General features: G+C 65.4%; 24 protein-coding genes and 1 tRNA gene. 15 read left to right on the top strand and 10 right to left on the bottom strand.

Translation table 11 applies throughout. The features are described 5' to 3' along the window. Positions 1-8 precede the first annotated feature (8 nt). The 5 genes from FB547_RS22455 to FB547_RS22435 form a co-directional block, all read right to left on the bottom strand. Positions 9-788, bottom strand: a complete 780-nt coding sequence (locus tag FB547_RS22455; RefSeq protein ID WP_145745873.1) for an ABC transporter ATP-binding protein — start codon at positions 786-788, stop codon at positions 9-11. Positions 789-833: 45 nt separating this feature from the next. Next, positions 834-1,838, bottom strand: coding sequence for an ABC transporter substrate-binding protein (locus FB547_RS22450; RefSeq protein ID WP_145745872.1), 1,005 nt, complete (start codon positions 1,836-1,838; stop codon positions 834-836). 40 nt (positions 1,839-1,878) lie between these two features. Further along, a complete protein-coding gene (locus FB547_RS22445; RefSeq protein WP_145745871.1) occupies positions 1,879-2,652 on the bottom strand; it encodes an ABC transporter permease in 774 nt (257 codons plus the stop codon). 34 nt (positions 2,653-2,686) lie between these two features. Then, on the bottom strand, positions 2,687-3,670 hold the full coding sequence (locus FB547_RS22440; RefSeq protein ID WP_145745870.1) for a tripartite tricarboxylate transporter substrate binding protein: 984 nt from the start codon (positions 3,668-3,670) through the stop codon (positions 2,687-2,689). Between the two features lie 152 nt (positions 3,671-3,822). Further along, positions 3,823-4,479 (bottom strand): TetR/AcrR family transcriptional regulator, encoded by a 657-nt coding sequence (locus tag FB547_RS22435; RefSeq protein ID WP_145745869.1) that lies wholly within the window; start codon positions 4,477-4,479, stop codon positions 3,823-3,825. A gap of 93 nt (positions 4,480-4,572) precedes the next feature. Here FB547_RS22435 and FB547_RS22430 point away from each other — a divergent pair, with 93 nt between their 5' ends. After that, entirely contained in the window at positions 4,573-6,300 is a 1,728-nt protein-coding gene (locus FB547_RS22430) for a thiamine pyrophosphate-binding protein (protein WP_145745868.1), read from the top strand. Here the strand turns inward: FB547_RS22430 and FB547_RS22425 are convergent. Continuing rightward, positions 6,263-6,559 carry a hypothetical protein gene (locus tag FB547_RS22425; RefSeq protein ID WP_145745867.1) on the bottom strand — a complete coding sequence of 99 codons (297 nt, stop codon included), beginning with the start codon at positions 6,557-6,559 and terminating at the stop codon, positions 6,263-6,265. The two genes, FB547_RS22430 and FB547_RS22425, sit on opposite strands and share 38 nt — an antisense overlap. 103 nt (positions 6,560-6,662) lie before the next feature. On the opposite strand from FB547_RS22425, the gene FB547_RS22420 reads away from it, so the two are divergent. Continuing rightward, on the top strand, positions 6,663-7,445 hold the full coding sequence (locus tag FB547_RS22420; protein WP_145745866.1) for an AraC family transcriptional regulator: 783 nt from the start codon (positions 6,663-6,665) through the stop codon (positions 7,443-7,445). A gap of 39 nt (positions 7,446-7,484) precedes the next feature. Here FB547_RS22420 and FB547_RS22415 read toward each other — a convergent pair whose 3' ends face one another. Both FB547_RS22415 and FB547_RS22410 read right to left on the bottom strand, forming a co-directional pair. Next, complete coding sequence (locus FB547_RS22415; protein ID WP_012747003.1) at positions 7,485-7,928, bottom strand: SWIB/MDM2 domain-containing protein; 444 nt, start codon at positions 7,926-7,928, stop codon at positions 7,485-7,487. Positions 7,929-8,083: 155 nt separating this feature from the next. Continuing rightward, entirely contained in the window at positions 8,084-9,010 is a 927-nt protein-coding gene (locus tag FB547_RS22410) for a DMT family transporter (RefSeq protein WP_145745865.1), read from the bottom strand. Between the two features lie 37 nt (positions 9,011-9,047). On the opposite strand from FB547_RS22410, the gene FB547_RS22405 reads away from it, so the two are divergent. The 13 genes from FB547_RS22405 (at position 9,048) to FB547_RS22345 (ending at position 21,724) form a co-directional block, all read left to right on the top strand. After that, entirely contained in the window at positions 9,048-9,476 is a 429-nt protein-coding gene (locus tag FB547_RS22405) for a gamma-glutamylcyclotransferase (RefSeq protein WP_145745999.1), read from the top strand. A gap of 247 nt (positions 9,477-9,723) precedes the next feature. After that, complete coding sequence (aceA, locus tag FB547_RS22400) at positions 9,724-11,043, top strand: isocitrate lyase (protein WP_145745864.1); 1,320 nt, start codon at positions 9,724-9,726, stop codon at positions 11,041-11,043. Positions 11,044-11,336: 293 nt separating this feature from the next. After that, positions 11,337-13,244 (top strand): threonine--tRNA ligase, encoded by a 1,908-nt coding sequence (gene thrS, locus FB547_RS22395; protein ID WP_145745863.1) that lies wholly within the window; start codon positions 11,337-11,339, stop codon positions 13,242-13,244. Between the two features lie 105 nt (positions 13,245-13,349). Beyond that, on the top strand, positions 13,350-13,970 hold the full coding sequence (infC, locus tag FB547_RS22390) for a translation initiation factor IF-3 (protein ID WP_080515731.1): 621 nt from the start codon (positions 13,350-13,352) through the stop codon (positions 13,968-13,970). A gap of 171 nt (positions 13,971-14,141) precedes the next feature. After that, positions 14,142-14,345 (top strand): 50S ribosomal protein L35, encoded by a 204-nt coding sequence (gene rpmI, locus FB547_RS22385; protein WP_007832497.1) that lies wholly within the window; start codon positions 14,142-14,144, stop codon positions 14,343-14,345. A gap of 24 nt (positions 14,346-14,369) precedes the next feature. After that, on the top strand, positions 14,370-14,729 hold the full coding sequence (gene rplT, locus FB547_RS22380) for a 50S ribosomal protein L20 (RefSeq protein WP_012747009.1): 360 nt from the start codon (positions 14,370-14,372) through the stop codon (positions 14,727-14,729). A 112-nt stretch (positions 14,730-14,841) separates the two neighbouring features. Next, positions 14,842-15,918, top strand: coding sequence for a phenylalanine--tRNA ligase subunit alpha (gene pheS / locus FB547_RS22375; protein WP_145745862.1), 1,077 nt, complete (start codon positions 14,842-14,844; stop codon positions 15,916-15,918). A gap of 43 nt (positions 15,919-15,961) precedes the next feature. After that, on the top strand, positions 15,962-18,403 hold the full coding sequence (gene pheT, locus FB547_RS22370) for a phenylalanine--tRNA ligase subunit beta (RefSeq protein ID WP_145745861.1): 2,442 nt from the start codon (positions 15,962-15,964) through the stop codon (positions 18,401-18,403). Positions 18,404-18,408: 5 nt separating this feature from the next. Next, complete coding sequence (locus tag FB547_RS22365; protein ID WP_145745860.1) at positions 18,409-18,780, top strand: integration host factor subunit alpha; 372 nt, start codon at positions 18,409-18,411, stop codon at positions 18,778-18,780. 65 nt (positions 18,781-18,845) lie between these two features. Then, positions 18,846-19,325 (top strand): MerR family transcriptional regulator, encoded by a 480-nt coding sequence (locus tag FB547_RS22360; RefSeq protein WP_145745859.1) that lies wholly within the window; start codon positions 18,846-18,848, stop codon positions 19,323-19,325. Positions 19,326-19,351: 26 nt separating this feature from the next. Then, positions 19,352-19,428 (top strand) — tRNA-Pro (locus tag FB547_RS22355). Between the two features lie 194 nt (positions 19,429-19,622). Continuing rightward, a complete protein-coding gene (locus FB547_RS22350; RefSeq protein ID WP_145745858.1) occupies positions 19,623-20,873 on the top strand; it encodes a tyrosine-type recombinase/integrase in 1,251 nt (416 codons plus the stop codon). Positions 20,874-21,241: 368 nt separating this feature from the next. Then, complete coding sequence (locus tag FB547_RS22345) at positions 21,242-21,724, top strand: GreA/GreB family elongation factor (protein ID WP_145745857.1); 483 nt, start codon at positions 21,242-21,244, stop codon at positions 21,722-21,724. Positions 21,725-21,992: 268 nt separating this feature from the next. Here FB547_RS22345 and FB547_RS22340 read toward each other — a convergent pair whose 3' ends face one another. Together FB547_RS22340 and FB547_RS22335 are read right to left on the bottom strand one after the other, a co-directional pair. Next, positions 21,993-23,126 carry a sigma-54 interaction domain-containing protein gene (locus FB547_RS22340; RefSeq protein WP_145745856.1) on the bottom strand — a complete coding sequence of 378 codons (1,134 nt, stop codon included), beginning with the start codon at positions 23,124-23,126 and terminating at the stop codon, positions 21,993-21,995. After that, positions 23,123-24,310: an acyl-CoA dehydrogenase family protein gene (locus FB547_RS22335; RefSeq protein ID WP_261380363.1), complete on the bottom strand. Its 1,188-nt coding sequence runs from the start codon at positions 24,308-24,310 to the stop codon at positions 23,123-23,125. The genes FB547_RS22340 and FB547_RS22335 overlap by 4 nt, the downstream gene beginning before the upstream one ends. Between the last annotated feature and the right edge of the window lie 162 nt (positions 24,311-24,472).

Genomic DNA, 24,472 nt, shown 5'->3' with positions numbered 1-24,472 from the left:
GATGCGGCTCAGTGGTCCAGGATGCCCTGCGAGAAAAAGTGCGCGCGCACCTGCCTGGTGTAGGCGCCGAATTCGGCCGAGGCCATCACGTCAAGCGTGCGTGGGCGCGGCAGGTCGATGTCGTAGACCGCAGCGATCGAGCCGGGGCGCTCGCTCATCACGATCACGCGGTCCGAGAGAAAGATCGCTTCGGGGATGCTGTGCGTGATCAGCATCACGGTCTTCTTCGAGGCCATCCAGATGCGCTGCAGCTCGAGGTTCATCTTCTCGCGCGTCATCGCATCGAGCGCGCCGAAGGGCTCGTCCATCAGCAGCACCGAGGGGTCGTGCAGCAGCGCACGGCAGATCGACGCGCGCTGCTGCATGCCGCCCGAAAGCTGCCAGGGGTACTTGCCCTCGAAGCCCTTGAGGCCCGCCATCTCCATCAGCTCGCGCGCCCGGGCCTCGGAGGCCGCCTTGGGCAGGTGGCGCATCTCGGCCTGCAGCAGGATGTTGTCTTGCACGCTGCGCCAGGGCAGCAGCACCGCGCTCTGGAACACGATGCCCACGTCCTTCTGAGGGCCCTGGATCGGCTTGCCCGCCAGCGTGAGCTCGCCGCCGCTGATCGGCAGCAGGCCCGCCACCATCTTGAGCAGGGTGCTCTTGCCGCAGCCCGAAGGTCCGACGACCGAGACGAACTCGCCTTCCTGGATGGCGAAGTCCAGCGGCTTCAGCGACTCGACCGGTCCGTCCTTGCTTTGATAGGTCTTCGAGACGCCGTGCGCTTCGATCAGGTTGACTTGGGACATGGAATGCGTGAGAGGTGGCAACAGCGGGCGCGCGGACGGGAGGGGTCAGTTCGGCAAGAACTCGAGCGTCACGTAGTCTTCCGGCTTGCCGCGCGTGGACGCATCCATGCCGCCGTACTGCACCAGCAAGTCGAGCGAGTCGTTCACGTTCTTCATCGCGACGCGGAACGGCCGTTGGTTGGCCGTGTCCTTCGTGTGATAGAGCGCCACGCTCTGCTTCATGCCCACGATCAGCGTGTCGCGCACGCCGGCCTTGGGGTTGGCCTTGAGCATGGCGTCGACGGCGGCTTCAGGGCTCTTCTCTGCGGCTTCGGCCGCTTTGGTGGAGGCGCGCATGAAGCGCTTCACGAGGTCTGGGTTCTCGGCCAGCAGGTTCTTGTTGGCGATGATGCCGGAGCTGATCTGGTTCACGCCCGAGTCGGCAAAGCGGATCGGCGTCACGGGCTTGCCGGTGGCGTCCTGCAGCTTGATGGCCTGGTCCATCACATAGCCCAGCAGCAGGTCGGCCTGGCCGTTGATCACCGCATTGAGCTTGGTCTGGCCGTCGCCCGAGACGATCTTCACCTGCTCGGGCTTGATGTTGTTGACCTTGAGAAAAAGGGGCCACATCTGCGACATCGAGTCGCCCGGCGTGACGGCCACGGTCTTGCCGATGATGTCCTGGGGCGTCTTGATGTTCTTCTCGCTGAAGCCCATGACCGACATCGGGCTCACCTGGAACAGCACGCCGGTCGACTTGAGCGGTGCACCCTTGGCGGCGGCCTTGATCATGGTCGTGACATCGATGTAGCCGAAGGTGGCCGACTTGGCGGCCACCGCCTGCGCGGTGACGGCGGAGCCGCGGCCTTCCTGGATCTCCAGGTCGATGCCCTCGTCGGCGTAGAAGCCCTTCTCCCTGCCGAGGAAGAAGGGCGCGTGCTCGCTGTACAGGTACCAGTTGAGCATCAGCGTGACCTTGTCCTTGGGCTTGTCGCCCTGCGCATGCGCGGGAGCGATGGCAAAGCTGGCGAGGGCCGCGGCGGCGAGCAGCGAGGGAAGCAGTTTCTTCATGGCGTTGTCTCCTGGAGTTTTCTGGGTATGGCGAAGGAACTCAGTTCGCGTGGCGCTGCGAGGCGTGCCACGGAATCATCACGCGCTCGATGAGGTCGACCGCGACGAAAAGAATCACGCCGATGCTCGACAGCACCACCAGCGCGGCGAACATCAGCGGCAGGTCGAAGTTGCCGTTGGCCACCTGCAGCACGTAGCCGATGCCCGAGTTGGAGCCGACGAACTCGCCGACCACCGCCCCCACCACGGCCAGCGTCACCGACACCTTCAGGCCGCTGAAGATCGCGGGCATGGCTTGCGGCAGGCTGATCTTGAAGAAAGTCTGCAGCCGGCTCGCGCCCATCGAGCGGGCCAGGTCGAGCATGTCGGGCTCGACCGACTTGAAGCCCATCACCGTCGACACCACCACCGGAAAGAAGCCCAGCAGGAACGCGCTGATCACCTTCGGAAAGATGCCGAAGCCGAACCACACCACGAACAGCGGCGCGATCGCCACCTTGGGAATGCTCTGCGAGAACACCAGCAGCGGGTACACGTACGACTCGACCAGCCGCGAGTAGGCGATGACCATCGCAATCGGAATGCCGATGACGATCGTCAGGCCGAAGCCGCCGAGCGTGGCGAGCGTGGTCTTCCAGCTCTCGGCCAGCAGGCGCGGCCATTCGGCCACGAGCTGCTTCACCACCTCCCACGGCGGCGGAATCAGGTAGGCCGGAATCCTGAAGAGCCGGATCGCCAAGTCCCACAGCACCAGCAGCAACAGGATCAAGAGGAACGGGCGCAGGGCCGGAGAAAGCAGCAGCTTGCGGAGCATGAAGACGACCCGGGGGCTTTTCGAAGGAGGCTTGCTATTGCTGGACCGAGAGGCCCGCGGCCTTCACGAGCTGGGCATTGCTCGCGATCTCGTCCTTGATGTAGGCGTCGAACTGCTCGGGCTTGAGCGTCCAGGCATCGGCGCCCAGCTTGAGGAAGCGCTCCTTCACCTCGGGCGTGGCCAGCGCCTTTGCCACTTCGTCGTGCAGGCGGTGGACGATGTCGCGCGGCGTCTTGGCGGGCGCCATCATCCCGATCCAGAAATTGAACTCCGAGCCGGGCACGCCGGCCTCGCTGGTGGTGGGCACGTCGGGCAGGGCGGCGGCGCGCTTGGGCGAGCCGACGGCGAGCGCGAGCAGCTGGCCCTCCTTGATCTGGCCGATCACCGGCGCGATGGGCGAGAAGTAGTAGTCGACGCGGCCCGAGAGCACCTCGGTGACGGCCTCGCCCGATCCCTTGAAGGGGATGTTGGTGGCATCTATCTTCGCGGCCATCTTGAACTTCTCGGCGTTCAGGTGCGTGGCGCTGCCCTGGCCGGCCGATGCGAAGTTCATGCTGCCGGGCTTGGCGCGCGCGGCGGCCAGCAATTGCGGCAGCGTCTTGATGTTCTTCGCCGGCGAGATCACCAGCGCGTTGGGCAGCGACGAGATCGGCGTGATGCCGGCAAAGTCGCTCACCGTGTCGAACGGCAGCTTGGCGAAGGTGGAGGGGCTCACCGTGTGCGACGACGAGTGGATCATGATCGTGTAGCCGTCCGGTGCGGCCGTGGCCACCGCCTGCTGGCCGATGGTGCCGCTCGCGCCGCCGCGGTTGTCGATGACGAGCGCCTGGCCCATGCTCGCGCCCATCTTGTCGGCGATCGCGCGGGCAATGATGTCGGTGGTGCTGCCGGCCGCGAACGGCACGATCACGCGGATCGGCTTGCTGGGATAGCCGTTCTGCGCGGAGGCGAGGCCGGGCAGCAGTGCGCCCAGGCAGGTGAGCGCCGCAAGGGCGGTGGTGCGTACGAGTTGCTTCATGGTCGGTTGTCTCCGCGCGGTGGGGCCGCTGTCTTGAATCAATCAATTCACCAATAAGTGAATTAGCGATTTTAGGAAGGGCTGCGCCGCAGCGTCAACCGCCGCTGCCTAGTGAATACCCGGAGGATCGGGGCCTGGAGGGGGCCGCAGGCTCAGTGCAGGACGTAGCCCAGCACGAGGTCGGTCATGTGCGAAAGGCGCTGGGCCATCGCCTTGGGCGCGCGCAGGTCACGGCCGAAGATGGCCGAGAGCGTGTGGTTGTTCGAGAGGTAGAAGTAGCACAGCGAGGCGATCGAGATGTAGAGCTGCACCGGGTCCACGCCGGCGCGGAACAGCTTGTCGCGCCGGCCGCGCTCGAGCACCGTGTCCAGCATCTGCACCAGCGGCGAGTTCATTTCCTGGATGCGCTCGGAGCGCTTCAGGTGCGCCGCGCAATGCAGGTTCTCGCTGTTCAGCAGCGTGATGAACTCGGGGTGCTCGAGGTAGTAGTGCCAGGTGAACGAGACCAGCTGGCGAATGGCCTCGACCGGATCGATCTCGTCCAGGTGCAGCCGCTGCTCGGCCTCGCGGATGTCGGCGTAGGTGCGCTCGAGCACTGCCAGGAACAGGTCGTCCTTGCTGCCGAAGTAGTAGTAGATGAGGCGCTTGTTGAGGCCTGCGCGCTCGGCGATGCTGTCCATGCGCGCACCGGCCAGGCCGCGCTGGGCGAACTCGTCGCGCGCCGACGCAAGGATGGCGAGTTGCGAGCGGTCGGCATCGCGCGAACGCGGCTCGGCCGCTTCGGACGGGGATTCCTTGGAGGCCTTCATGGCGCGAATTTAACCAATTGGTGAATTAACGCAAGGCGTTGGGGGCGGGCGCACATAATTGCCGGAGACATTGCAGCTGAGGTTCGACTTCCCATGAGTACATCACAACCGGCCGGCCACCTGATCGTCGAATGCCTGGTCGAGCAGGGCATGGAGATCGCGTTCGGCGTGCCCGGCGAGAGCTTTCTGGCGGTGCTCGACGGCTTCCACGCCTACCGCGGGCGGGCTCGCTTCATCGCCAACCGGCAGGAGGGCGGCGCGGCCTTCATGGCAGAGGCGCACGGCAAGCTCACGGGCCGCCCGGGCGTGTGCTTCGTGACGCGCGGACCCGGCGCCACCAATGCATCGATCGGCGTGCACACCGCTTTCCAGGATTCGACGCCGATGGTGCTGTTCGTCGGCGACGTCGGCAGCGACTTCCGCGACCGCGAAGCCTTCCAGGAAGTGGACTACGGCAGCTTCTTCGGCCCGGGCACCAAGGGCTTTGCCAAGCGCGTGGAGCGCATCGACGACGCCAACCGCATTCCCGAATACGTGGCGCGCGCCTTCGCCACCGCGATGAACGGCCGGCCGGGGCCGGTGGTGCTGGTACTGCCGGAAGACATGCTGCGCAGCCAGACCGCGGCGCGGCCGCTGAAGCGCGTGGAGGCGGTGCAGCCCTGGAGCGACCCGGGCGCGCTGCGCACGCTGCGCGAACTGCTGCTGAAGTCGCAGCGGCCATTGGTGATCGCGGGTGGCGGCGGCTGGACGGCGCAGGCCGCGCAGGCGCTGCAGCGCTTTGCCGAGAACTGGCGGCTGCCGGTGGCCAATGCCTTCCGCTTCCAGGACACTTTCGACAACCACCATCCGTTGTATGCGGGCGACGTCGGCATCGCCATCAACCCGAAGCTCGCGCAGCGCGTGAAGGATGCGGACCTCATCCTCGCGATCGGCCCGCGGCTCGGCGAGATGACCACCGGCGGCTACACGCTGCTCGAGGCACCCAAGGCGAAGCAGACGCTGGTGCACATCCATGCCAGCGCCGAGGAGCTCAACCGCGTCTACCAGGCCGACCTGGCCATCAACGCCGGCATGAGCGCCGCTGCGCGCAGCCTCGAAGTGCTGAGCGCGCCGCCCACGCTGCCGTGGGAGGAGTGGGCGGTACAGGCCCGTGCCGACTACGAGGCGAACCTCGAGCCGCAGGCGCTCGCCGGCATGCCGGCCGAAGCCCCGCGCGGCCCGGTCGACATGGCGGCGGTCGTCGCGCTGCTGCAGAAGCACCTGCCACCGGACGCGGCCGTCACCAACGGCGCCGGCAACTTCGCGAGCTGGGTGCACCGCTACTTCCGCTACCACGGCCTGGCAAAGGGCCACAAGACGCAGCTGGCGCCCACCAGCGGCGCGATGGGCTACGGCGTGCCGGCGGGCATCGCCGCCAACCTGGCGACGGGCCGGGTGGCCTTCACGATTGCGGGCGACGGCGATTTCCTGATGACCGGACAGGAGCTCGCGACTGCTGCGCAGCACGGAGGCAAGAGCATCATCGTGCTGCTGAACAACGGCATGTTCGGCACCATCCGCATGCACCAGGAGCGCGAATATCCAGAGCGCGAGAGCGGCACCGCGCTGCGCAACCCCGACTTCTGCGGCCTCGCGCGGGCCTACGGCTACGCGGCCGAGCGCGTGAGCGAAACCGCGCAGTTCGAGGCCGCGCTGCTGCGCGCGCTGGCGGCCGACACCGGCACGCTGATCGAGATCCCGCTGGACCCCGAGGTGATCACCACGCGCGGCACGCTGGGCTCGATCAGGCGCGCGGCGCAGCAGCAGGCGCAGAACCGATGAGCGTTGAGCGATGGCGCGCCACCTTGTCGCGCAGGGCGGGCGAGCGCAACTCGAACACGTCGAAGAGGCCGAGTGCTTCGAGCGTGGGCAGCAGCGCGACCAGGTCGCGCTCGGCAGCCTGCATTGCCTCGGCGGTCGCGCCGGGGTCCTGCAGCAACTGCGCGTTCGCGAGAAAGGCGGCGACCGAACCCTTGCGCAAGGGGATTCCGTTCCTGGTCACGAAATCCTGTCCGTCGGGCAATACATCCTGGGCTTGCATGTGCGTTCCTTTGAAGGCGTCGAGAAGATGGACCCGATGCTAGGCAGCGGTGCGCCCTGCGGCTTGCGGCACGGGGCCAATCGATACCTCCGGCGGGCCAGGCATGTTGGCTGAGGCACCGGTCAGCCTCTGGATCAACGCCTCCGAGGGGCCGCGTGCCACCGGCTATCACGCGCACCAGACCGGACAGCTGTTCGCCTTGCGCAAGGGGCTGCAGCTCATCGAGACGCCATCGGGGCGCTGGGTGCAGCCTCCGGGGTGGATCGGCTGGATCGCACCGCGCTGCGCGCATGCGGCGCAGAGCTTCGGCGCCACCGTGGGCTGGAGCCTGCACATCGAACCGGCGATGGCGGCGGGCCTGCCGGGCGGTCCGCATGTGTTCGCCACGACGCCGCTGATCCGGGCGCTGGTCGATCGGCTGGCATCGCTCGATGCTCCGCGGGCGGCGTTCGAAGAGCGCCGCCTGCGCCTTGCCGCCGTGCTGATCGACGAACTGGCTGCCAGCGCAACAACGCCGTCGCTCCACCTGCCGATGCCCGAGGACAAGCGCCTGGCGGCGATGGCCGCGGCGCTCGCGAACGATCCGGCCATGCCCGACACCATCGACCAGTGGGCGCACCGCATCGGCATGGCGCGCCGCACGCTCACGCGCCGCTTCGCGCGCGAGACCGGATTGAGCTTTGCGCAGTGGCGGCAGCAGGCGCGCCTGCTGAAGGCCGTCGAGCGGCTGAGCCTCGGCGAGTCGGTCACGGCCGCGGCATTGACGGTCGGCTACAGCTCGGTGAGCGCGTTCATCGAGACCTTCCGCAAGAACTTCGGCTGCACGCCGGCGCGCTTCTTCGAGGAGGACGCGGCGCTGCCGCAGGCGAAAAAAAAGCCGGCATGAGCCGGCTTTCTGATGCGGGAGCGCGGGGCCCCCGGGTGCTTACTTGACGTGCTTGCCGATCAGCGCGGCCAGTTCGAACATCGACACTTGCGGCTTGCCGAAGATTTCCTTCAGCTTGGCATCGGCGTTGATGTTGCGCTTGTTGGCCTTGTCCTGCAGGTTGTTCTTCTTGATGTAGTCCCACAGCTTGCTCACGACTGCGGTGCGCGGCAGAGGCGTCGAGCCCACAACGGCGGCGAGTGCCGGGCTGGGGGTCAGGGCCTTCATGAACGCAGCGTTGGGCGTGCGCTTCTTGGCGGGAGCGGCTTTCTTTGCAGGAGCCTTCTTCGCCGGTGCAGCCTTCTTCGCAGGAGCAGCAGCCTTCTTTGCGGGAGCCGCCTTCTTGGCCGGTGCGGCCTTCTTCGCAGGAGCCGCAGCCTTCTTTGCGGGAGCGGCCTTCTTTGCCGGAGCTTTCTTGGCCGGAGCCTTCTTTGCAGTTGCCATGGTTGATTTCCTTTTTTGGTTAAACAGTCACCAATGAAAAACTTGCGTCTCCAGTGGCATTGCGGATGCTAAAGGAGAAAAAACGCGTTTCCAAGGGAAAAAGCGGTTTTTTCATTGGGAGTTGTTGTTTTTTCAGAGGGGAGAACCCGCGGTTTTCAGCTTCGGGGCGCGGGCCAGGTCGCCAGCACCACGCCAACCAGTGCAAGAGCGAATGCCAGCAACTGCGCCGCAGAGAGGCTTTCGCCGAGCACCAGCACGCCCACGAGGGCCGCGCTCACGGGCAGCATCACGGCAAACACGCCCGCTTGCGCAGCAGGCACATGGCGCAATCCGGTCATCCAGAGCCACACGGTCCAGATGCTCGCGGCCAGCGCATAGACCACGAGCAGCGCCCAGGTTCCAAGGCGCACCGCCGTGAAGTCGAACTGCAGCGCCAACCAGATGCCGAAGGGCATCGACAGCACGAAGCCCCACAGGTTGATGAGCGAGGAGATCCGCTTGGGGCCGAGGCGGCCGGTGAGCGACTTGCCGATCACCGCATAGGCCGTTTCGCAGAGCACCGCGCAGAACACGAGCAGGTTGCCGAGCCACGGCATCGAAGGCGCAGCGGCGCCGTTGTTGCCCGCCGCTGGTGCATGCGCTGGCGTCAAGGCCAGCAGGCCGATGCCGATGGCAGCGCAGCCGATGGCCAGGCCGATGCGCAACGTGATGCGCTCGCGCAGGAACAGCCAGCTCGCCACCGCCACGGCCGCCGGGATGGACGCCATGATCACGCCCGCGGACACCGCGCTCGTCAGGCTCACGCCGAACAGCATGCAGATCGAGAACAGGAAGTTGCCGAGGAACGATTCGAGAAAGACCAGCCCGCGCGTGCGTGCGCTCATCGGCGGCTCGCCCGGTGCGCGCCGCAGCCAGTGCGGCATGGCCAGCGCCGCGATGCCGAAGCGCAGCCAGGCGAGCAGCAGCACCGGAAAGGCCGCTACAAGGGGCTTGGAGAGGGCGACGTAGCCGCCGACGAGCGACATGCTCAGGGCCAGGCAGCCATAGGCCAGCAGGCGGCTGGCGGGAGCAGTGGTGTTCAATAGACTGGACGGCTTTGTTGGAACGATGGATTCGATGATGCCCCAATCCCCCGAGCCCGATGGCGTGCCGGACGCAAGCGCGCAGCACCACGTCTTTGTCTACGGCACCCTGCGCCGCGGCGGGCGCAACGACATCGCACGCTACCGGCCCGCGCCGGTCCACGTGGCCGACGCGTGCATTGCCGCGACGCTGTACGACCTGGGTGCCTACCCCGGCGCGGTGCTCGGCGGCGAGCGGCGCGTGGTTGGCGAGATCTACCGCATCGCGCAACAGGTGGAGGCCGAACTCGACCGGCTCGAGGGCGTCGCCGACGACGGCTCCGGCGAATACATCCGCCGCCACCTGATCGTGGAAGCGGGTGCGCAGCGCTTCGAATGCCTGGTCTACGAGATCCATCCGTCGCGCATCGAGGGGCGCGCGGTGATCGACAGCGGCGACTGGATGGCGCACGCCGCGGCCAGCTGAGGTGTTTTCGGTGTTCGGTTTTCACGCCTGAAAGATCGATTGCACATTGCGAAAAAGACGGCTGCTGCGGCGCAATATTTTTTCTCGATATGAGAAAAATAATTTCGCATTGAGAAATGTCTTTGTAAGTGGTTGATTTTTATGGATTAAAAATATGTCTTCTATAAGACATAAGAGTCCGGCTTCGGTTTAGAGTAGCTCCACGGCCGCAGCGCCCGATCCTTTCAATCAACCTCACGGAGTGACCATGCCCCAGACCCTCACCGAACAATTGAGCCGCGAACAGCAAATTGCCGCCCTCGAGAAAGAATGGGCCACCAATCCCCGCTGGAAGGGCATCAAGCGCGGCTACAGCGCCGCCGACGTCGTGCGCCTTCGCGGTTCCTTCCCCATCGAGCACACGCTGGCGCGCCGCGGCGCCGAGAAGCTCTGGGAGCTGGTGAACAACGAGCCCTACGTCAACTGCCTCGGCGCGCTCACGGGCGGCCAGGCCATGCAGCAGGTGAAGGCGGGCGTGAAGGCCATCTACCTGTCGGGCTGGCAGGTTGCCGCGGACGCCAACACTTACTCGTCGATGTACCCGGACCAGTCGCTGTACCCGGTGGACTCGGTGCCGACCGTGGTCGAGCGCATCAACAACACCTTCCGGCGCGCGGACGAGATCCAGTGGTCCAAGAACGTGAACCCCGGCGACAAGGGCTATGTCGACTACTTCGCCCCCATCGTCGCTGATGCCGAGGCCGGCTTCGGCGGCGTGCTGAACGGCTTCGAGCTGATGAAGGCCATGATCAAGGCCGGCGCCGGCGGCGTGCACTTCGAAGACCAGCTCGCCTCGGTCAAGAAGTGCGGCCACATGGGCGGCAAGGTGCTCGTGCCCACCACCGAGGCCGTGCAGAAGCTCATCGCCGCGCGCATGGCCGCCGACGTCTGCGGCACGCCGACGCTCGTGATTGCCCGCACCGACGCCGAAGCCGCCGACCTCATCACCAGCGACTACGACGAGAACGACAAGCCCTTCCTCACCGGCGAACGCACCGCCGAAGGCTTCTACAAGACCAAGAAGGGCATCGACCAGGCCATCAGCCGCGCCATTGCCTACGCCCACTACGCCGACCTGGTGTGGTGCGAAACCGGCACGCCCGACCTCGAGTTCGCCAAGAAGTTCGCCGACGCGGTCCACAAGGTGCACCCCGGCAAGATGCTGGCCTACAACTGCTCGCCGTCGTTCAACTGGAAGAAGAACCTCGACGACGCCACCATCGCCAAGTTCCAGAAGGAACTCGGCGCCATGGGCTACAAGTACCAGTTCATCACGCTGGCCGGCATCCACTCGATGTGGTTCAACATGTTCGACCTGGCGCAAGACTACGTGCAGCGCGGCATGTCCGCCTACGTCGAGAAGGTGCAGGAGCCCGAGTTCGCAGCGCGCGATCGCGGTTACACCTTCGTCTCGCACCAGCAGGAAGTCGGCACCGGCTACTTCGACGAGGTGACCACGGTCATCCAGGGCGGCAAGTCCAGCGTCACGGCGCTGACCGGCTCGACCGAGGAAGAGCAATTCCACTGATCCGCTGAATCCGCCAGCACAACAATTTCGCTGTCACCTTCGAGCCCGGCCGAGCGCCGGGCTTTTTTTGTGCCCGGCGGCCAGCGGATAGAATTGCGGTCTCTGCACCCAACAAGAGCGAGAAAGGCACCTTGGTTATGACACCGCGAACTACTCCGCAAGGATTCAGCGGCTTTTTCTTCGTCTCCGAAGAAAAGGGCCGGTAGCCCGCGCTCGCTGGTTTCTTCCAGCTCTCATCCCAAGCAAAGCGCGGCCAGTCACCGCGCTTTTTGTTTTTTCGCCCGAGGTTTTCCATGATCCAGATCACGCTTCCCGACAACTCGCGCCGCGAGTTCCCCGGCCCGGTTTCGGTGGCCGAAGTTGCCCAGTCCATCGGACCCGGGCTCGCCAAGATGACGGTGGCCGGCAAGGTCGACGGCAAGCTCGTCGATGCCAGCGACGTCATCGACCATGACGCCAGGCTCCAGATCATCACGCCCAGGGACGACGAGGGCCTGGAGATCATCCGCCACTCGACGGCCCACCTGGTCGGCCACGCGGTGAAGCAGCTCTACCCGACGGCCAAGATGGTCATCGGTCCGGTGATCGAGGAGGGCTTCTACTACGACATCTCCTACGAGCGCCCCTTCACGCCCGAGGACATGGCCGCCATCGAGGCGCGCATGCGCGAGCTCATTGCGCAGGACTACGACGTGGTCAAGAAGATGACGCCGCGCGCCGAGGTCATCGAGGTCTTCAAGTCGCGCGGCGAGGACTACAAGCTGCGCCTCGTCGAGGACATGCCCGACGAGCAGGCCATGGGCCTGTACTACCACCAGGAATACGTCGACATGTGCCGCGGCCCGCACGTGCCGAACACGCGCTTCCTGAAGGTCTTCAAGCTCACGAAGCTCGCCGGCGCCTACTGGCGCGGCGACGCCAAGAACGAGCAGCTGCAGCGCATCTACGGCACGGCCTGGGCCGACAAGAAGCAGCTCGACCAGTACATCCAGCGCATCGAGGAAGCCGAGAAGCGCGACCACCGCAAGCTCGGCAAGGAACTGGACTTGTTCCACATCGACGAAGTGGCGCCGGGCGTGGTGTTCTGGCACCCCAAGGGCTGGGCCGTGTGGCAGGCGGTGGAGCAGTACATGCGCGGCATCTACCGCGACACGGGCTACTGGGAAGTGAAGGGCCCGCAGATCCTCGACAAGAGCCTGTGGGAGAAAACGGGCCACTGGCAGAACTACCGCGACAACATGTTCACGACGGAGTCGGAAAAGCGCGAATACGCGCTCAAGCCGATGAACTGCCCGGGCCATGTGCTCATCTTCAAGAGCGACCTGCGCAGCTACCGCGACCTGCCGCTGCGCTACGGCGAGTTCGGCCAGTGCCACCGCAACGAACCCAGCGGCGCGCTGCACGGCATCATGCGCGTGCGCGGCTTCACGCAGGACGACGGCCACATCTTCTGCACGGAGGACCAGATCCTCGAAGAGTGCGTGGCCTACACGGCGCAGCTGCAGAAGGTCTATGCCGACTTCGGCTTCACGGACATCCTCTACAAGGTGGCCACGCGGCCCGACAACCGCGTGGGCTCCGACGAACTGTGGGACAAGGCCGAGCACGCCGTGATGGAGGCGCTGCGCCGCTCGGGCGTCGATTTCATCATCTCGCCCGGCGACGGCGCCTTCTACGGCCCCAAGATCGAATACACGCTGAAGGACGCGCTGGGCCGCCAGTGGCAGTGCGGCACGATGCAGGTCGACTTCAACACGGCCGAGCGCCTGGGCGGCGAATACGTGACGGAAACGAGCGGCCGCGCCCACCCCGTCATGCTGCACCGCGCCATCGTCGGCAGCCTCGAGCGCTTCATCGGCATGCTGATCGAACACCATGCCGGCGCGCTGCCCGCATGGCTCGCTCCGGTGCAGGTGGCGGTGCTCAACATCAGCGAAGGACAGGCCGACTACGCCGCTTCAGTGGCGAAAACGCTGCAGAATCAAGGGCTTAGGGTCCAGCTGGATCTGCACAACGAGAAGATTACGTATAAAATACGCAAGCATTCGTTGCAAAAGCTTCCCTACATCCTTGTCGTGGGCGACAAAGAAAAGGAAGCTGGTGCCGTCGCAGTGCGCGCCCGGGGCAATCAAGACCTCGGTGCAATGTCCCTCGAATCGTTCGTGCAACGGCTCGTCCAGGATGTTGCTGACAAGCGTTGATTTGTCCCGGAAGCACCCTCATATGTGCTTCTCGTCCCAATCATGCCGCTTGTCCGCGAGGACTGACCCGGCTTCCGCTACAGATTTTGTAGCAATTTTTGAAGGATTCTGACCATCGCTACTGCATTTCGCGACCGCCGCCACCGCGAGGAACGCCAACACCGCCTGAACCGGGAAATCATGGCCCCGGAAGTCCGCCTTGTAGGCCCGGAAAACGAGCCATTGGGTGTTATGAGTCTCTCCGAGGCCTTGCGCCTCGCCGGTGAGGCTGACGTGGATCTGGTAGAGGTCGTTGCCGCGGCCAATCCGCCCGTGTGCCGTCTGATCGAGTACGGCAAGTTCAAGTACCACGAGCAGAAGAAGGCGGCCGAGGCCAAGTCGAAGCAGAAGGTCATCGAGGTCAAGGAAATCAAGTTCCGCCCCGGTACCGACGACGGCGACTACAACATCAAGATGCGCAACATCAAGCGCTTTCTTGAAGAGGGCGACAAATGCAAGATCACGCTGCGCTTCCGCGGCCGCGAGATCACGCACCAGGAGCTCGGCCTGGCGCTGCTGCAGCGAATCCGTGATGAGCTGGGCGACCTGATCGTCGTGGAGCAGTTCCCCAAGCTCGAAGGCCGGCAAATGATCATGATGATCGCGCCGGGCCGCAAGAAGCCGGGTGGCGGCGGTGGTGCCGCAAAGCCGGCTTCTTCGGAAGCATCGGCGCCCGCGGCGGCCTGAAAAGGCTGCCACGGCGGCAGGTAAAGAGAGTCAGCAGGGTTTGAAGAATTTCGCCGCTGCCGGCGCTTCGCAAGAAGGGCAGGCAGGGGCGGGATAAAGAAGTGTCTCGGGGCCAACAAGTCCGTGGAGTATCCGCGGCGCCTCACGAGCACAAATTAAAGGAGCATTCACATGCCCAAAATGAAGACCAAGAGCAGCGCGAAAAAACGTTTCCGCGTTCGTCCCGGTGGCACCGTCAAGCGCGGTCAAGCCTTCAAGCGTCACATCTTGACGAAGAAGACCACCAAGAACAAGCGTCACCTGCGTGGTGCAGTCGCAGTGCATGAGACCAACATGGTTTCTGTCGCCGCCATGCTGCCCGGCCGTGGCATTTAACTCAGACGAACAAGGAGTACACACATGCCTCGCGTCAAACGTGGTGTAACGGCTCGCGCCCGCCACAAGAAAGTTCTCGCACTCGCCAAGGGTTTCCGCGGTCGCCGCGGCAATGTCTTCCGCATCGCCAAACAGGCGGTGATGAAGGCTGGGCAATATGCCTACCGTGACCGCCGCACCAAGAAGCGCGTATTCCGTCAACTGTGGATCGCGCGTATCAACGCCGCCTCGCGTGAACTGGGCCTGACCTACAGCCAGTTCGCCAACGGCATCCGCAAGGCCGGGATCGAGATCGACCGCAAGATGCTTGCGGACATCGCAGTGCACGACAAGGCCGCTTTTGCCGGCATCGTGGAGCAGGTCAAGGCCAAGCTGGCTGCTTGATTCTGCACAGCAGGGGTGCCGCCTTCGGGCGGCTTCCTGCGCCCACGGCACAAGGGCTGGCGCTTGAAAAGGCTCCAGCTCTTTTTTTATTTCCCGCCTAATTTTTGTTGCTATGAACGAGTTGGACTCCCTTGTCGCCACCGCCCGCGCCGCCTTCGCCGAAGCGAAAACGCCCGCCGAGCTCGAAAACGCCAAGGCCCAGTTCCTCGGCAAGTCGGGCCGCATCACCGAGCTGATGAAGGGCATGGCCGCGCTCAGCGTCGACGAGAAGAAGTCGCGCGGCGCCGCCATCAACGTGGCCAAGCAGGCCATCGAGTCCGCGCTGACCGAACGGCGCCAGCAGCTGGCCGACGAAGAGCTTTCGCTGCAGCTGCGCGCCGAGGCGCTCGACGTGAGCCTGCCCGGCCGCCGCCGCATCCCGGGTGGCCTGCACCCCGTGAGCCGCACGCTGGAGCGCATCGAGGAGATCTTCTCGAGCATGGGCTTCGACGTGGCCGACGGCCCCGAGATCGAGAGCGACTGGCACAGCTTCACCTCGCTCAACAACCCGCCGAACCATCCTGCGCGTTCGATGCAGGACACCTTCTATGTCGACCTGAACGGCGACGACGGCATTCCCTACAACCTGCGTCCGCACACCAGCCCGATGCAGGTGCGCTATGCGCATCAGCACATCAAGAAGTACGCGGCTGAATTCGCAGCCGCGGCCGCCGATGCCACCGGCACCGTCAAGGCGCCCGAGATCCGCGTGATCGCACCCGGCCGCACCTACCGCGTCGACAGCGACGCCACGCACTCGCCCATGTTCCACCAGTGCGAAGGCCTGTGGCTCGGCGAGAACGTGAGCTTCAAGGACCTGAAGGTCGTGTTCACCGACTTCTGCCGCACCTTCTTCGAGAGCGACGACCTCGTGCTGCGCTTCCGTCCGAGCTTCTTCCCGTTCACCGAGCCGAGCGCCGAGATCGACATCCAGTTTGCGAGCGGCCCGCTGGCCGGCCGCTGGCTCGAGGTCGCGGGTTCGGGCCAGGTGCATCCGAACGTGGTGCGCAACATGGGGCTCGACCCCGAGCGCTACATCGGCTTTGCCTTTGGCATGGGCCCCGACCGGCTCACCATGCTGCGCTATGGCGTGAACGACCTGCGCCTCTTCTTCGACGGCGACCTGCGCTTCCTCTCGCAGTTCCAGTAAGCACCCGTCCATAGAAACAGAAACCGAATACGAGATCGAAGAGATGCAATTCCCGGAATCCTGGCTGCGCGAGTTCTGCAACCCGCCCCTCGACAGCGCCGCACTGGCCGAAACGCTCACCATGGGCGGCTTCGAGGTCGAGGAGCGCCGCCCCGTGGCGCCGCCCTTCAGCCGCATCGTGGTCGGCGAAATCAAAGAAGCCGTGCAGCACCCCAACGCCGACCGCCTGCGCGTGTGCCAGGTCGACGCGGGGCAGGGCGCCTTGCTCAACATCGTGTGCGGCGCGCCCAATGCGCGCGTCGGCATCAAGGTGCCCTGCGCGCTGGTCGGCGCCGAACTGCCGCCCGGTGAAGACGGCAAGCCCTTCCTCATCAAGCTCGGCAAGCTGCGCGGCGTGGAAAGCCAGGGCATGCTGTGCTCGGCGCGCGAACTGAAGCTCAGCGAAGACCACGGCGGCCTGCTCGAACTCGACGCCGACGCGCCCATTGGCGCCGATGTGCGCGACGTGCTCAAGCTCGACGACGCGCTGCTCACGCTCAAGCTCACGCCCAACCTCGCGCATGGCCTGAGCGTGTACGGCGTGGCGCGCGAGCTTGCGGCGCTGACCGGTGCGCCGCTCAAGACGCCCGCCATCGCGCCGGTGGCCGCGTCGTTTGCCGACGTGCTGCCGGTCAAGGTGGAAGCGCCCGAGCTCTGCGGCCGCTTCTCGGGCCGCATCGTGCGCGGCGTGAACACCAAGGTGGCCACGCCCGCGTGGATGGTCGATCGCTTGGCGCGCTGCGGCCAGCGCAGCGTGACGCCGCTGGTCGACATCTCGAACTACGTCATGTTCGAGTACGGCCAGCCCAGCCACATCTTCGACCTCGACAAGATCCACGGCGGCCTCACGGTGCGCTGGGGCAAGGCGGGCGAGCAGCTCAAGCTGCTCAATGGCAACACCATCGGCGTCGACGACAAGGTCGGCGTGATCGCCGACGACCAGGCCGTCGAATCGCTCGCGGGCATCATGGGCGGCGATGCCACCTCGGTGTCCGACGACACGCGCAACATCTACGTCGAGGCCGCGTTCTGGTGGCCCGAAGCCGTGCAGGGCCGCTCGCGCCGCTTCAACTTCTCGACCGATGCGGGGCACCGCTACGAGCGCGGCGTCGATCCGAGCCGCACGGTGGAAATCATCGAGCGCATCACGCAGCTCATCATCGAGATCTGCGGCGGCCAGGCCGGCGCCATGGACGACAAGATCCTGAACGTGCCCGAGGCCATGCCCGTCACGCTGCGCGTGGCGCGCGCCGCGCGCGTCATCGGCATGCCGCTCACCCAGGCGCAATGCGCCGATGCGCTGCGCCGCCTCGGTTTTGCGCTGAGCGAAGGCGAGGGCACGTTGACCGTGACGCCGCCGCCGCATCGCTTCGACCTGCTGATCGAGGAAGACCTGATCGAAGAGGTCGCGCGCCTGGTCGGCTTCAACAACCTGCCGACCACCGCGCCGCTCGCGCCCATCACCGCGCGCGTGCGGCCCGAGGCCCGGCGCAGCCGCTTCGCGGTGCGCCGCAGCCTGGCCGCGCTCGGCTACCAGGAAACCATCAACTTCAGCTTCGTCGAGGCGCACTGGGAGCAGGACCTGGCCGGCAACGCCAATCCGGTGAAGCTCCTCAACCCCATTGCCAGCCAGATGAGCGTGATGCGTTCGTCCCTGCTGGGCTCGCTGCTGCAGGTGCTCAAGTTCAACCTCGACCGCAAGGCGCCGCGCGTTCGCGTATTCGAAGTAGGCCGCGTGTTCATGCGCGACGACAGCGTGGCCACCACCGACAGCACCGTGCGCGGCGTCGACCAGCCCATGCGCGTGGCCGGCCTCGCCTGGGGCGACGCGGAGGAAGCGCGCTGGGACGGCAAGCCGCAGCGCGTCGATTTCTACGATGCCAAGGGCGACGTCGAAGCGCTGCTCGCACCGCGGGTGCCGAGCTTCGAGCCGGCCGAGCATCCGGCCCTGCACCCCGGCCGCTCGGCGCGCGTGCTGGTCGACGGCAGGGCCATCGGCTTCATCGGCGAACTGCATCCGCGCTGGCGCCAGAAGTGGGACTTCGCGCTGGCGCCGGTGCTGTTCGAGCTCGACCTCGATGCCGTCGCCGCGCGGCCCGTGCCCGTGGCCCAGCCGGTGCCCAGGCACCAGGCGGTGGAGCGCGACATTGCCGTGGTGGTGGCCGAAGCCGTCACGCACAATGCGCTGATGCAGGCCATTCATTCGGCGCCGGCAGCGCAAGGGCTGTTGCGTGACGCCACGCTGTTCGACATCTATCGTCCGCAACCTGCGCGCGACGGTGCGGTGCCGGCATCGGGCGGACTGGCGCAAGGGGAGAAGAGCATGGCGGTCCGGCTGAGCTTCCAGGACGACAGCGCCACGCTCACCGACGAGCAGGTGGAACCGGCCGTGCGTGCCATCGTCGAACAACTGAGCGCCAGACTCGGCGCACGCCTGAGAGGTTGATGAGAATGAACGCTGCGGAATTCACGCTCGAAGCTCTCGAAACGCCCGCACTCACCAAGGCGCACCTGGCCGATCTGCTGTTCGAACAGATCGGCCTCAACAAGCGCGAATCCAAGGACATGGTCGAGGCCTTCTTCGACCTGATCGCCAACAGCCTGATCGAGGGCACCGACGTCAAGATCTCCGGCTTCGGCAACTTCCAGATCCGCGTGAAGGCGCCGCGGCCGGGCCGCAACCCGCGCACCGGCGAGGCCATTCCGATCGGCGAGCGGCGCGTGGCCACCTTCCATGCGAGCGCCAAGCTCAAGGAACAAATCCACGGAAGCATCGAGCAGGGCGGCAGTTCCGAGGTCGAGTGGAGCCTGGGCGCCGAATAAGTGCTTGGTGCCCGGCGCGTGCGTAGAGTAATCTCTAAGGTTTCCCGCGCACGGTCTTGATTTCAATGGAGAAAACGCTCCCGCCCATTCCCGTCAAACGCTACTTCACCATTGGTGAGGTGGGCGAGCTCTGCGGCGTCAAGCCGCACGTGCTTCGCTATTGGGAGCAGGAGTTCACGCAACTGCGGCCCATGAAGCGGCGCGGCAACCGGCGCTACTACCAGCACCACGAGGTGCTCATGATCCGCCGCATCCGCGACCTGCTCTACGACCAGGGCTTCACCATCAGCGGCGCGCGCAACAAGCTGCAGGAGCTGGTGCAGGGCGAGCGCGAGCGGCGCAAGGCCGGCGTGGTGCCGCTCGAGGGCATGGAAGCCGTCGAGATCGACCAGGAAGAGTTCGAGGCGGCCATCCACCAGGAAGAAGACAGGGCCAGCCCCGAGACCGAGCCCAAGACCGCGCCTCGCACGGTCGATCCATCGCAGTTGCTGCACCTGCGCCGCGAGCTTTTTGAAATTCGTGAGCTGCTGATCGTCGGACGGTGATTTCAGCCGGCTATAATTGAGAGCTTCGGTGTGTGGCGCAGCCTGGTAGCGCACTTGCATGGGGTGCAAGGGGTCGAAGGTTCGAATCCTTTCACACCGACCAATAAAACGTCCAAGGGCGTCCGGTTTCATCCACCGGACGCCCTTTTTCATTGGGGAAATTGGCGAATCGGGTCCGGAGGCATACACTGAAATCCGGTGACTGCCAGCGCCAAATGGGGGTACAAAAGGGGGTACAAACCGCCTGAACCCCCTGGTGCGGCGGTTTTGTACCCCCACCCTCCTGGATGTACCCCCATGCCGTTGACCGATGCCGCATGCCGCAATGCCTCCTGCCCGCCTGACCGAAAGCAGGCACGCTACGCCGACGCGGGCGGCCTCTATCTGGAGGTTTCGGCCTCGGGTTCTCGTCGGTGGTTCTGGAAGTTCAGGATTGCGGGGGTCGAGAAAAAATTCGCCTTGGGCTCCTATCCCGACGTAAGCCTTGCGGCGGCGAGGAAGGCCCGTGATGCTGCCAAAGCCCAGAAGGCTTCCGGAATCAATCCCATACAGGCGCGCCAGGTGGTCAAGCTCAAGGCGGCCGTGAACACCGGCGATACCTTTCGAGAGACGGCGCTCGAGTGGTTCGACAAGCACCATGAGCGCTGGAGCGGCCACTACGCCACGCGCGAGAAGCGCAACCTGGAAAAGGACCTGTTTCCGTACTTCGCTACTCGTCGCATCAGCGAAATCGAGGCCATCGAGTTGTTGGCGGCCCTGCGCCGTGTCGAGGAGCGTGGCGCTCTCGACGTGGCCGGTCGCGTGCTGATGACGGCACGCGCGGTGTGGCGCTATGCGGTGGCGACTGCGCGGGCGCCGCGCGATATCACGGCGGATCTCAAGGGGGCACTCACGCCCCACAAGAAGCGGCACTTTGCGGCAATCACCGATCCTGCCCCACTGGGGACGCTGATACGCGTCATTCGGGGCTACCAAGGCGGAGCCATCGTGCGTACGGCACTTCAGCTGGCGCCCATGCTTTTTCAGCGTCCGAACGAACTGCGAGCGGCGGCCTGGGCCGAGATCGATTTCGACGGGGCGCTTTGGACCGTGCCCGCTGCGCGGATGAAGCGGCGCGTCGATGGCAAGCAACATGGTGATCCGCACTTGGTGCCCCTGCCCAGGCAGGCGGTGGAGTTGCTGCGCAAGCTGCATCCCATTACGGGCCACGGTACGCTGGTCTTTCCGGGCGAGCGCAGTCATGAGCGACCGATCTCGGACAACACTCTGCGTGCAGCGCTTCTGACCTTGGGGTACGGCCCGACCGTGCAGACGGTTCATGGCTTCCGGGCAACAGCCCGGACCTTACTGGCTGAAACGCTGGAGATCGATCCGCTGGTGATCGAAGCCCAGTTGGCGCACGCCGTCAAGGACGCCAATGGCCGTGCCTACAACCGTACGCAGTATCTCAAGCAGCGGACCGTGATGCTCCAGCGGTGGGCGGACTATCTGGATGTGCTGGCTACCAGGGCGAGTTCTCCACCGGTTGAGTTGCAAGTAGCGGCATGAGAACGGCCCCCTTCGGGTCTTAGGACGGCCTTTCTGATCTGCTGTACGGCGCCCGCCGCCGACCGTACTTTGCCGGGGTGTCGCGCATCACCGCTGCGGGAAGCGGCCCTTCGTCAATCCGATTCAGGGAGCGAACATCAGCTTACTGGCGCTATAGCGAGTGGGAAGTCCCAGCCATGAACGGTTCGTCATTCGGCGTCGGCCTGCGGCCGGTCAAGACTGCGAGCTGTCTTTCAGTCACGACGTCTGATCGTCGCCTTCGGGCCCATTGCTGAAGTTAAGCTGCAGCCAACAGAAGCGTCGAAGGCTTCTGGAGCCCTTCACAATCAAAACATGCCCCCGCTTGTTCGAGATACCGACCTTTCGTCATGGATAAAGTTTTGCTGCAACAGCAGGTGCTGGAACGGCTCGCCGAAGACCTGCTGCAAGCCGAACAGGCAGTGCGGGCAGCCCATGAAACGGCGACTCACGAAGAGAACATCGCCGAAAACAAATACGACACATTGGGACTCGAAGCCGCCTACCTGGCCACCGGCCAAGCTCGGCGCGCCGAAGCCATACGCCAGGCGATGGCCAATTGGCGCCAATTCCGCCCGCGTCCCTACGACGCCAGCATAGGAATACGGCTCGGCGCACTGGTCTGCCTGGCCGATTCCGACGACAAGCAGCAACAGCTCTTTCTCGGCCCGGATGGGGGCAGCATGACGTTGGTCAGCGGCGCTCAGCTTGTTCAGGTCATCAGCAGCGAAGCCCCTTTGGGTAGGGCAATGCTGGGCAAATGCGAGGGTGATGAGGTGTCGATACAGGTCGCTCCAATCCGACAGCAGTTTGAGGTGCTGCGGGTTCTTTAAGCCGCAAGCAGGTTCACGCCGAATTGGCCGAGGTCAGCAGACGTGCAGGCGCCGTGAACGTACCAGCTGACCAGCAAGGTCAGCAGTACTTGAAACCGGCCAACCGGGTCGAGATGACGCTGGCGGATGAATGACCGCTGCGTGGCCAAGACCGTGAACTCAGGAGGCCGACATCACCGGCAGCAACCGCTGCTTCGCCGTCCTTCGGCGGTGGCCATTGGTTGTCGGCGTTCGATGCGGCTGGATGGGCATCTTTTTTGGGGATCGACTACTTCAGCGCGGAAATCTCCCGACTCTTGATAAGCCTGGAGCGCAGGATGTTGCGGCTGATCCCAAGCAGCCTGGCCGCCTGCACTTGATTGCGGTGGCAGAACTCGAAGGCGGTGCGCATTACGGTGTCTTCGATCAGTTCGAACATCTGTTCGTGAGGATCGTTGAACAGCTCGCGCAGCACCGTCTCCAGCGCTTGCTGCGGCGTGGCGTGCGCGGAGACCTCGCTCTCGGCTGGACGCCTCTGGATGTTCAACGAGGACAGATGCAGATGCTCCGCGCCCAGCACGCCGTGCTGGCAGATCAGCAGCGCGTGGTGAATCACGTTCTCCAGCTCGCGGATGTTGCCGGGCCAGGCGTGCTCGGAGAGCTTCTGTTCGGCGCCCGTATCGAGCCGCACCGCGCCGTAGCCCAGCCGCTGGCGGTACTCCTCGATGAAATGCCGCGCCAGCGGAAGAATGTCGCCGGGCCGCTCGCGCAGCGTCGGCAGCGCAAGGTGCACCACGTGCAGCCGGTAGAACAGGTCTTCGCGGAAGTTGCCGGCGGCCACCGCGTCCTGCAGCCGAACATTGGTCGCGGCCACCACGCGCACGTCGATGGGCACGCTCTTGCGCGAGCCCAGCCGCACCACCTCGCGCTCCTGCAGCACGCGCAGCAGCTTGACCTGGATCGACAGTGGCAGGTCGCCGATCTCGTCGAGGAACAGCGTGCCGCCGTTGGCCGCCTCGAACCAGCCCGACTTGGCCGAGAACGCGCCGGTGAAGGCGCCTTTCTCGTGGCCGAAGAGCTCGCTCTCGACCAGGCTCTCGGAGAAGGCACCGCAGTTCACAGCCACGAAAGGCCGGCTGCTGCGGCGGCTCAGGTCGTGTACGTGGCGCGCGATCAGCTCCTTGCCGGTGCCGGTCTCCCCGATGATGAGCACGTTGGCATCGCTGGGCGCCACCATGCGCACACGTTCGAGCAGCGCGGCCGAGCGCGGATCCTGGAACACCTGGGCCGTGGCGCGGATCGAGGTGGTGAGCTTGCGCGGGTTGGGCAGCGTCAGCAGGGTGGGGGCATCCCAGTCCTCGTCCGATGCGGGGGAGGCGTCGGCCGGCGGCAGCACAGCAAGAGGGCGGGTGAAGGCGGTCATGAGTAGAAGGTCGGTACGGGGTATTGCTGCTTGAGGGCCCATTCGCCGAGCTCGCGCAGTTTGTAGGCCACGGGGTCATGCAAGGTCTGGGTGCGCAGGTTGCGCCAGTGGCGGTCAAGGCGCAGGCCGCCATGCGTGGCACGCGCGCCGGCCACGTCGAACATGCGCGTACAGATGTCCAGCCCCGTGTTCGTCGCCGCGACCTTTGCGGTGGCCACGGCCACCGCGACGTCGCCGCGCTCGGCCTCGGTCAACGCGGGGCCGAGCCGCCATGCCGCGTCGAGCCGGTCGGCCGCGCGGTCGGCCAGCACGCGCACGCTCTCCAGGCCGACCCAGAAGTCGCCGTAGTGGCCGAGCACATAGGGGTCCTCGTGCATCTGCGACACATGGGCCGTATGCCACGGGCGCGACTCGTGCAGCGTGTAGTGCCTTGCATCGTTGAAGGCCGCCTCCGCAATGCCGAGGTAGATGTTGGCCAGCACGAGTTGCGACACCAGCGGCCGCAGGCAGGCGAAGGGCGTCGAGAGCGGGCCCGGATCGGCCAGCACCTCGTGCTGCTCGACGCGCACCTTCTCGAAGGTCACGCTGCCGCTGTCGGTCTGGCGCTGGCCGATGTTGTTCCAGTCGGGCGCGACGAAGATGCCCGAGCGGCCGGTGGGCACCGCCGCGACGATGAAGGCGCCACTGCCTTCCTCGCGCGCTGAGGCGATCAGCATTTCGGAATCGAGCGCGCCCGAGCAGAAGCTCTTCTGCCCGGTGAACTCGCGCCAGCCCTCGTGCGCGCTGGACACCGTGCGGTCGTCCAGCGGGTTGAGGGCGTTGCCCCAGAACCACCAGCGGCGCGCGGTCTGCTCGAACCACGGCTGCCACTGCGCTGGCCGCGCGAACAGCCGCACGGTGGCCAGCATCAGGTGATGAAAGCCGAACACATGTGCGAGCGAACTATCGGCCTGCGCGAGCAGGCGCACGACGTCGAGCGTCTCGCGCCAGTCCGCGCCACCGCCGCCGAATTCGGACGGGATGCTCAAGGCGAGCAGGCCGCTTTCACGCAGGGCATCGCGCTCGGCCTTCGGCGTGCCACCGCGCTCGTCGCGCTCCACCGCGGTGGCCGCGAAGCGCTGCATCAGCTCGCGGGCGATGTCGCGCGGGGATTCGGAAGCAGGAATGGAAAGAACGGAACTCACTGAACTCACACAAGGCCTCGGTATGTGCAGGCAGCACGGTTGCTGCGCCAGCAGCATGTTGGCGGCGCGCAAGCGCCCGGCCAACGATGCGATGCGTATATCGATCCTTGTTTTGCTTCCATGGCAGCAGTGCGGGCGGGCAATGTGCCGCGCGCAGCAGAT

Origin of the sequence: Variovorax beijingensis, from assembly GCF_007828835.1 — a bacterium.
In the GTDB taxonomy this organism is placed as follows: Bacteria; Pseudomonadota; Gammaproteobacteria; order Burkholderiales; family Burkholderiaceae_C; genus Variovorax; species Variovorax beijingensis_A.
Note: the sequence above shows the minus strand (reverse complement) of the source record. Positions and strands in the feature narration are given on the sequence as shown.

Coding starts and splice junctions, on each gene's coding strand:
- rpmI (WP_007832497.1), top strand. CDS start 14,142: ATGCCCAAAATGAAGACCAAGAGCAGCGCGAAAAAACGTTTCCGCGTT.
- FB547_RS22405 (WP_145745999.1), top strand. CDS start 9,048: ATGCCCCAATCCCCCGAGCCCGATGGCGTGCCGGACGCAAGCGCGCAG.
- FB547_RS22455 (WP_145745873.1), bottom strand. CDS start 788: ATGTCCCAAGTCAACCTGATCGAAGCGCACGGCGTCTCGAAGACCTAT.
- FB547_RS22345 (WP_145745857.1), top strand. CDS start 21,242: ATGGATAAAGTTTTGCTGCAACAGCAGGTGCTGGAACGGCTCGCCGAA.
- aceA (WP_145745864.1), top strand. CDS start 9,724: ATGCCCCAGACCCTCACCGAACAATTGAGCCGCGAACAGCAAATTGCC.
- rplT (WP_012747009.1), top strand. CDS start 14,370: ATGCCTCGCGTCAAACGTGGTGTAACGGCTCGCGCCCGCCACAAGAAA.
- FB547_RS22340 (WP_145745856.1), bottom strand. CDS start 23,126: ATGACCGCCTTCACCCGCCCTCTTGCTGTGCTGCCGCCGGCCGACGCC.
- pheS (WP_145745862.1), top strand. CDS start 14,842: ATGAACGAGTTGGACTCCCTTGTCGCCACCGCCCGCGCCGCCTTCGCC.
- FB547_RS22420 (WP_145745866.1), top strand. CDS start 6,663: ATGTTGGCTGAGGCACCGGTCAGCCTCTGGATCAACGCCTCCGAGGGG.
- pheT (WP_145745861.1), top strand. CDS start 15,962: ATGCAATTCCCGGAATCCTGGCTGCGCGAGTTCTGCAACCCGCCCCTC.
- FB547_RS22435 (WP_145745869.1), bottom strand. CDS start 4,479: ATGAAGGCCTCCAAGGAATCCCCGTCCGAAGCGGCCGAGCCGCGTTCG.
- FB547_RS22425 (WP_145745867.1), bottom strand. CDS start 6,559: ATGCAAGCCCAGGATGTATTGCCCGACGGACAGGATTTCGTGACCAGG.
- FB547_RS22360 (WP_145745859.1), top strand. CDS start 18,846: ATGGAGAAAACGCTCCCGCCCATTCCCGTCAAACGCTACTTCACCATT.
- FB547_RS22450 (WP_145745872.1), bottom strand. CDS start 1,838: ATGAAGAAACTGCTTCCCTCGCTGCTCGCCGCCGCGGCCCTCGCCAGC.
- FB547_RS22350 (WP_145745858.1), top strand. CDS start 19,623: ATGCCGTTGACCGATGCCGCATGCCGCAATGCCTCCTGCCCGCCTGAC.
- FB547_RS22440 (WP_145745870.1), bottom strand. CDS start 3,670: ATGAAGCAACTCGTACGCACCACCGCCCTTGCGGCGCTCACCTGCCTG.
- FB547_RS22415 (WP_012747003.1), bottom strand. CDS start 7,928: ATGGCAACTGCAAAGAAGGCTCCGGCCAAGAAAGCTCCGGCAAAGAAG.
- thrS (WP_145745863.1), top strand. CDS start 11,337: ATGATCCAGATCACGCTTCCCGACAACTCGCGCCGCGAGTTCCCCGGC.
- FB547_RS22365 (WP_145745860.1), top strand. CDS start 18,409: ATGAACGCTGCGGAATTCACGCTCGAAGCTCTCGAAACGCCCGCACTC.
- FB547_RS22430 (WP_145745868.1), top strand. CDS start 4,573: ATGAGTACATCACAACCGGCCGGCCACCTGATCGTCGAATGCCTGGTC.
- FB547_RS22445 (WP_145745871.1), bottom strand. CDS start 2,652: ATGCTCCGCAAGCTGCTGCTTTCTCCGGCCCTGCGCCCGTTCCTCTTG.